Origin of the sequence: Moorena producens 3L (genome assembly GCF_000211815.1) — a bacterium.
GTDB classification, from domain to species: Bacteria; Cyanobacteriota; Cyanobacteriia; order Cyanobacteriales; family Coleofasciculaceae; genus Moorena; species Moorena producens.
Genome location: NZ_GL890841.1, coordinates 108,558 through 114,851, shown reverse-complemented (window position 1 = coordinate 114,851; position 6,294 = coordinate 108,558). Strand labels below are relative to the sequence as shown.

The following is a 6,294-nucleotide window of genomic DNA, read 5'->3' as shown; positions in this document are numbered from 1 at the left end:
AATTGTAACAGGAGCAACGGGCAAGATGCCCGTTCCAGGTTAGATGGCTATTCTACCAAGATGGCTATTCCACAAAACTATTTCCATCAAACGAAGTCTACTATTCTTTAACTAGTCACACAAAGACTTGACTTCGCGGCAGTTGTCTGGAACAGGGGATCACCAGAACAGTAGACAAGAATTGATGCAAACACTATCATAAAACTACTTTTGCGCATAGGTCTACTATCTACTCCTCCCGATTCCCTCGGTGCGCTTGACCCGTAATTAAATTCGCCACGGGTCGCACCGCTCCCGATTCCCGATTCCCCACTCCGGAATTATGAGTTGTCTAGCAATGACCGAATTAGAGAACGTAGCATTCTTCCTAAAGCTTCACACTCACCTAAAATCGGATTAACCGCGACCGAGTTAGCCAGTTTAACTCTGACCGATAAGAAAAGATGGGTTTCCAATTCTTTGAGAGAGCCTTGAGCTATTCTAAGAAATTGAACATATTCTCCTCGATACTCCCGTCCATATCCCTCTGCAATATTAGCAGGAATTGATGCAGCTGCTCTCCTTATCTGTGCAGTCATCCCATACATTTCCTGTTTAGGGAATTCTCTGGTGATAACATAACAACTCTCCGCTACATCCATTCCCTTTTGCCAAACTCGCAAATCTTGATAAGACTGAATTTGACTATAATTGCTCATGCTTCAACTAGAGTTCGGGAATCGGGAGTCGGTAATCGGGAGTCGGTAATCGGGAGTACCTCTATGATAGAAACGCGCTTATCCCTATGGTTGTCAGTCTCCGAAAACATTTGCCATTTATAAAATTATTAGCTTTTGTATACTAAGCGTTCCCACTATTTTTTGATAAATAGTCACACATCGATTCCCAATTCCCGATTCCCGATTCCCGATTCCCGACTTCTTCATCCTTTTGCTCTACGATACCAACCCACAATCCGGTGAGGAGAAACCCCCAAATGATAGGCAACGATCACCAGTTGGTTAATTAATGTAGTTTTCACAACCCCTAAGGTCTGCCAACGGCGTCCTGATGTTAGCACAGGTTGACTAAGGATAGTTATTTTACCTAGGTGGCGGAGGCGTCGCATCAAGTCAAAATCTTCCATAATCGGTAGATTAAGAAAACCCCCCAGGTCTGTAAACACCTTAGTCTTGATAAAGATAGCCTGATCACCGTAAGGCAGAGAGCAAAAACGCGATCGCAAATTCACCATCCGCTCAATTAGCCTTACCCCCCGCAGGTTAGCATCAATGGCTAATTCAAAGGCACCAGCCACGGTGTCATGGTCTTGTAACCCTTCGCGAACTAAGGTATCAAATCCTTTAGGTAAACGGGTATCAGCATGGAGAAACAGTAGAATATCTCCAGTAGCAACCGCAGCCCCAGCATTCATTTGACTAGCGCGACCGGCACCAGCAGCTATAATCTTAGCACCCATTGATTGTGCGATCGCAACAGTTTCATCATCACTGCCCCCATCTACCACAATCACTTCCACATTAGACGCTTCCCTAACCGTAGCCAAAGTATCAGCTATGTGACTAGCCTCATTGAGAACCGGGATGATAATGGAAATTTTTACTATCACGCAAGACGTTTAGGCATTGTTTCTGACAAATTAGCATCCTTGAGTAGGAAATAACCAATGTTCCCTTAATTTGTATCCATATTTAGACATTTATTACATTAAAGGGATATAATAAAAGGTAAACTAGGTGGTCAGTGGTCAGTGGTCAGTGGTCAGTGGTCAGCGGTCAGCCTATGCGCTACGCGCACGCTACGCGAACAGCGGTCAGCCTATGCGCTACGCGCACGCTACGCGAACAGCGGTCAGTGGTCAGTGGTCAGCCGTCAGTGGTCAGCCGTCAGCTTATTTTATTGAAAAGCACCATCTGTAGTGTGGCACAGGCTTTGGCCTTGGCCTTTTGGCCTTTTGGCCACGCTACGCGAACGGCCACGCGTGCGCGTTTGGCCACGCTGTGCGAACGACGCTGTGATAACCCATAAGCTGATAACTAATAGCTGATAATAACTGATAGCTGATAGCTGATCACTGATAGCTGATAGCTGATCACTGAAAGCTGATAGCTAATAACTGATAGCTGAAAGCTGATAGCTGAAAGCTGATAGCTAATAACTGAAAGCTGATAGCTGAAAGCTGATAGCTGATAGCTAATAACTGAAAGCTGAAAGCTGAAAGCTGATAGCTGATAGCTGATAGCTGATTAAACTTAATTAAAATAAGGTGATAAATCCAACATGTCAGGGTTAACCATTAGTATTGGAGAAGCAGCCAGTGAGCTAGGGGTCTCAGTTAAAACCTTAAGGAGGTGGGCAGATGCAGGAAAGATTAGGTCAAAACGGTCTCCTAGTGGTCATAGGCGATTTTATGTAGCTGATATCAAACACATTACACCACGAAATGTCGGTCAGATCGATGATCGGATAACCATTAACTATGCCCGTGTTTCAGATCAAGACCAAAAAGAAGATTTAGTCAAGCAAATCAAGATTTTAGAGTCTTTTAGTACTGCTAATGGTTGGCAGTATGAGACAATTCAAGATTCAGGTGCCGGAATCAATTCCCAAAATAAAGGCTTACAGAAACTGCTCAAGCGAATCATGCAGGGGAATGTTGGCAGAGTTGTAATTACTCACAAAGATAGGCTGCTTAGAGTTAGTGCTGAATTAGTCTTTGCGATGTGTCAAGAATTCAATACAGAAGTAATAATTATCAACAAATCATCAGAAGACATCAGCGTTGAACAAGAATTAGTCAAAGACATCATGGAGCTGATCACAATCTTTTCAGAAAAACTCCATAGTGCTAAGAGTTCCAAAACGTAAGCTATTAGCTTTCAGCGAACAGCGATTAGCGCTACGCGCACGCTACGCGAACAGCGAACAGCGATTAGCGCTACGCGCACGCTACGCGAACAGCGAACAGCGATTAGCGCTACGCGCACGCTACGCGAACAGCTTTCAGTGATCAGTTATTTAATGAAAGAGATAAGCATTCGAATAATGCTGAGTTAAGTCCCAGCGTCGTTCGCACAGCGTGGCCAAACGCGCACGCGTGGCCGTTCGCGTAGCGTGGCCAAAAGGCCAAAAGGCCAAGGCCAAAGCCTGTTCCACAAAGCTGTTCGCGCAGCGTGAGCCTTTAGCTCACCGCTGACCGCTGACCGCTGAATGCTTATCCCGATTCCCGATTCCCTACTCCCGATTCCCGATTCCCGATTCCCTACTCCCGATTCCCTACTCCCATCAAATTTGATACTACCCACAGATCCTCTGGGCGGTCAACATCAGTAAGCTCGGAAAGCATCCCGATAGTTAGGTTAAGACTGTTAGCAATATCCACGGTTTGCTGCAAAACCTCAGATGTTCCCCAATTCACTCCCACAAACAACTCTGGAATCAATCGACTTAGACCAACCAGATAGTAGCCGCCATCCTTAGCTGCTCCAAGTACTAAATCATGATTGTCTAGAGCCTCAAATGCCTGATTCATCACCGAACTATTCAAATCGGGGCAATCAATACCAATTATCACAACTTTGGTCATGCTTTCCGCAAACGATAACTGAAATGCCGTTGTGATTCGCTTGCCCAAATCCCCATCACTCTGAGGTTTATAGACCAGATTTGAGCCTAACCAATTCTCCATTAGCTGTTGATTACCACCAGCAAAATGGATTTCTACAGACACAGGGCGACCAGTTGTAAATTCCTTGACCTGGGCAACAGTGTGTTCCGTCATGCGACGTTGAAGCTTTGCCGCACCATCCGCTCCTAGAGCTGGTATCATCCGGGTTTTAGTCTTTCCCGGCTCTGGATAGCGGCTGAAAATAATTAAGCGTTCTGTCAGTATCATTATATGAAGGGAATAGGGAGTAGGGAATAGGGAGTCGGGAGTCGGGAGTCGGGAATCGGGAGTCGGGATTAGGGGACAATAATTATCACAATTACTACACCGATTTTTAAGCACCTACACAGAATTAATTACCTATTGCAAATCTCTGTAACCCTTACCCTGCAAAGCTTTTTTTTTGTAAAATGTGTAAGTAATTTTGTGTACCTACTTATAGCATTTTGAGTTTAGTTATTAACATAGTCGCGCTTGGGAAAGGCAAGAGGCAAGAGGCAAGAGTAAAGAAAGTATATAGGTATTTTTGGTAAGGTCAAAAATGCTCATCATTTGATAGCTGATAGCTGTTCGCGTAGCGTGCGCGTAGCGCTAATCGCTGTTCGCTGATAGCTGATAGCTGATAGGTGATAGCTTACATCCCTATTTTTTCCAAAACTTCTTGGGCAAGAGACCGAAATTCTTCTGAAGCCATACAATATGGTTTATAATCCAACACAGACACAGGAGACGGTATATCCTGATTGTCTACTTTTTCAACTTGTTCAGCACACTTTGCCAAATCATCTCGATCGAAAATAACACTCTTCATGACATCAAAGCCATAGCGGTCGGAAATTGCTTTGATCCGTTTTGGCAAGGTATGCTGTATGAACATGTTATTGGTTGCTATTTTACAAGGCAACACTCCCAAGACGTTAAGGGGCGGCTTAATTTGGATTTGTTTTCTATAGCCATTAATCGCTCTGATAAAATCTTTGACATTCAGTAAGCCTTGATTAGAAAAAGGCTTGAGGTCTGAAGGAATGATTAAAAAGTCAGCAGTGATTAAAGCAATTCTAGCATATAAATTCCAAGAGGGAGGGGTATCAATAATTACCACATCATAGTAATTTTTAACATCGTCTAGTTTATCAATCAGCATGAGCAGGCTAAAATCAAGCTGATTCATATCAAGCTCATATTTCATCAGATCAATGTGAGCAGGAACCACATCAATTTCTGGATTGCTGAATTCAGATTTTCTAGCTACTTCCGAGATTGAGAAGAATTCTTCAGATTGCAAAACATGGAGAATATTACACTCTTTGATATCATCAAAGGCTTCGTCATGAAATTTAACCAGTCCGGTAGCAAAGGTAGCATTCGCTTGGCTATCAAGATCGATGATCAGCACTTTTTTGCGGTTTTTTCGGATAGCTGCCCCTAGGTTAACCACCGTTGTGGTTTTCCCGACGCCGCCTTTGTTATGGTATACTGCAATGACCTTCACGTTATGTTACCTCTTTTTGTCAAAACTGGGATACACCATTTCTATAGTCAATATGAAAGGCGGTGTTGGCAAGACTACCACCACCGTCAACCTTGCTACCTGTCTTGCCAAAGATTATGGCATGCGAGTATTAATCGTTGATCTCGATACCCAGATTAATGCTACCCTAAGCCTGATGCCTCCAGTGCAATTTGCTAAACTCAAGAAGGAGGACCGAACCTTAAAAAAAATAATTAATCAAGTGATTCAGTCACCCACTCAGGCATATATTCCCGTTGAACAAGCGATTCAGCGCAATATTTGTCGAGTGGATGGACTAGATTTATTGCCAGGGGATATCGAAACCTACAATGATTTTCTATTGGCTGCATTGCTGTTTTCTCAGTCAAAGGATAATCCCCAAGAGTTTGAAAACAACTGGAATCAGCTAGAAAATTATTTAATTAAGCGTGCCCTTGAGCCAGTTCAACAAACCTACGATTTTATTCTATTGGATTTCCCTCCAAGTGAGAATATTATCACTCGTAGCGGAATTATTGCTAGTGATTTTTATCTCATTCCTGCCAAACCTGAACCTTTATCAGTGGTTGGGATTGGCATCCTCGAAGAAGGTCAGATCAAAAAGCTGGTACAAAGCGATCGCTCTGGGATAACCCTGATTGGGATTCTGTTTTTCTCCCTTGGTCACGCCACCAATATGGCGACACAAGTCAAGAACCGATTGACCGATAATTTTGGGAAAGACAAAATTTTTACTATAGAAATTCCCAGGAATGTTGCGGTTGCCAAAGCCGTGGATGAGTTTCGACCTGTGGTCGTCAATGAACCCCAAGCACCAGGAGCCAAAGCCTTTACTCAATTCACTCAAGAATTTATCCAAAAATTATCGAATATTATAACAAATAAATCTAAGAACTAGTTGAGCAGGAGGGTGGAATCGGGAATCGGGAATCGGGAATCGGGAATCGGGAATCGGGAATCGGGAATCGGGAATCGGGAGTGCGTAGGGTGCGTAGGGTGCGTTAGGGGCGGGCTTGCCCTCATGTTCATCCTCGAGCGCAAGTGTTAGGTTGCTGCCCGTAACGCACCACCGGGTCAAACTACATTTTTGCTCATTTTTGAGGAAATTGGGAAT

General features: G+C 43.8%; 9 protein-coding genes. 3 read left to right on the top strand and 6 right to left on the bottom strand.

The annotated features are described in order from the left end of the window. Positions 1 to 320: 320 nt before the first annotated feature. On the bottom strand, positions 321 to 698 hold the full coding sequence (locus tag LYNGBM3L_RS09295; protein WP_008181721.1) for a four helix bundle protein: 378 nt from the start codon (positions 696 to 698) through the stop codon (positions 321 to 323). 224 nt (positions 699 to 922) lie between these two features. Then, complete coding sequence (locus LYNGBM3L_RS09290) at positions 923 to 1,609, bottom strand: TIGR04283 family arsenosugar biosynthesis glycosyltransferase (protein WP_008181720.1); 687 nt, start codon at positions 1,607 to 1,609, stop codon at positions 923 to 925. Positions 1,610 to 1,743: 134 nt separating this feature from the next. Between LYNGBM3L_RS09290 and LYNGBM3L_RS43120 the strand changes: the two genes are divergently transcribed. Together LYNGBM3L_RS43120 and LYNGBM3L_RS09285 are read left to right on the top strand one after the other, a co-directional pair. After that, positions 1,744 to 2,028, top strand: coding sequence for a hypothetical protein (locus LYNGBM3L_RS43120; protein ID WP_154659724.1), 285 nt, complete (start codon positions 1,744 to 1,746; stop codon positions 2,026 to 2,028). Positions 2,029 to 2,280: 252 nt separating this feature from the next. Continuing rightward, a complete protein-coding gene (locus LYNGBM3L_RS09285; RefSeq protein ID WP_008181718.1) occupies positions 2,281 to 2,868 on the top strand; it encodes an IS607 family transposase in 588 nt (195 codons plus the stop codon). 185 nt (positions 2,869 to 3,053) lie between these two features. Here the strand turns inward: LYNGBM3L_RS09285 and LYNGBM3L_RS40195 are convergent, their stop codons facing one another. The 3 genes from LYNGBM3L_RS40195 to LYNGBM3L_RS09275 all read right to left on the bottom strand — a co-directional run bounded on the left by LYNGBM3L_RS40195 (position 3,054) and on the right by LYNGBM3L_RS09275 (position 5,159). Continuing rightward, positions 3,054 to 3,305 (bottom strand): hypothetical protein, encoded by a 252-nt coding sequence (locus tag LYNGBM3L_RS40195; protein WP_131826909.1) that lies wholly within the window; start codon positions 3,303 to 3,305, stop codon positions 3,054 to 3,056. Further along, entirely contained in the window at positions 3,263 to 3,895 is a 633-nt protein-coding gene (locus tag LYNGBM3L_RS09280) for a TIGR04282 family arsenosugar biosynthesis glycosyltransferase (protein ID WP_008181716.1), read from the bottom strand. The genes LYNGBM3L_RS40195 and LYNGBM3L_RS09280 overlap by 43 nt, the downstream gene beginning before the upstream one ends. A 406-nt stretch (positions 3,896 to 4,301) precedes the next feature. Further along, the gene (locus tag LYNGBM3L_RS09275) at positions 4,302 to 5,159 is read right to left on the bottom strand and encodes a ParA family protein (RefSeq protein WP_008181714.1); all 858 of its coding nucleotides are present in this window, start codon (positions 5,157 to 5,159) and stop codon (positions 4,302 to 4,304) included. Positions 5,160 to 5,184: 25 nt separating this feature from the next. On the opposite strand from LYNGBM3L_RS09275, the gene LYNGBM3L_RS09270 reads away from it, so the two are divergent. Beyond that, a complete protein-coding gene (locus LYNGBM3L_RS09270) occupies positions 5,185 to 6,078 on the top strand; it encodes a ParA family protein (protein ID WP_044492539.1) in 894 nt (297 codons plus the stop codon). On the opposite strand, the gene LYNGBM3L_RS48495 is transcribed toward LYNGBM3L_RS09270, so the two are convergent. Beyond that, positions 6,075 to 6,203 carry a hypothetical protein gene (locus LYNGBM3L_RS48495; RefSeq protein ID WP_267872002.1) on the bottom strand — a complete coding sequence of 43 codons (129 nt, stop codon included), beginning with the start codon at positions 6,201 to 6,203 and terminating at the stop codon, positions 6,075 to 6,077. The genes LYNGBM3L_RS09270 and LYNGBM3L_RS48495 overlap by 4 nt on opposite strands. Positions 6,204 to 6,294: the final 91 nt, after the last annotated feature.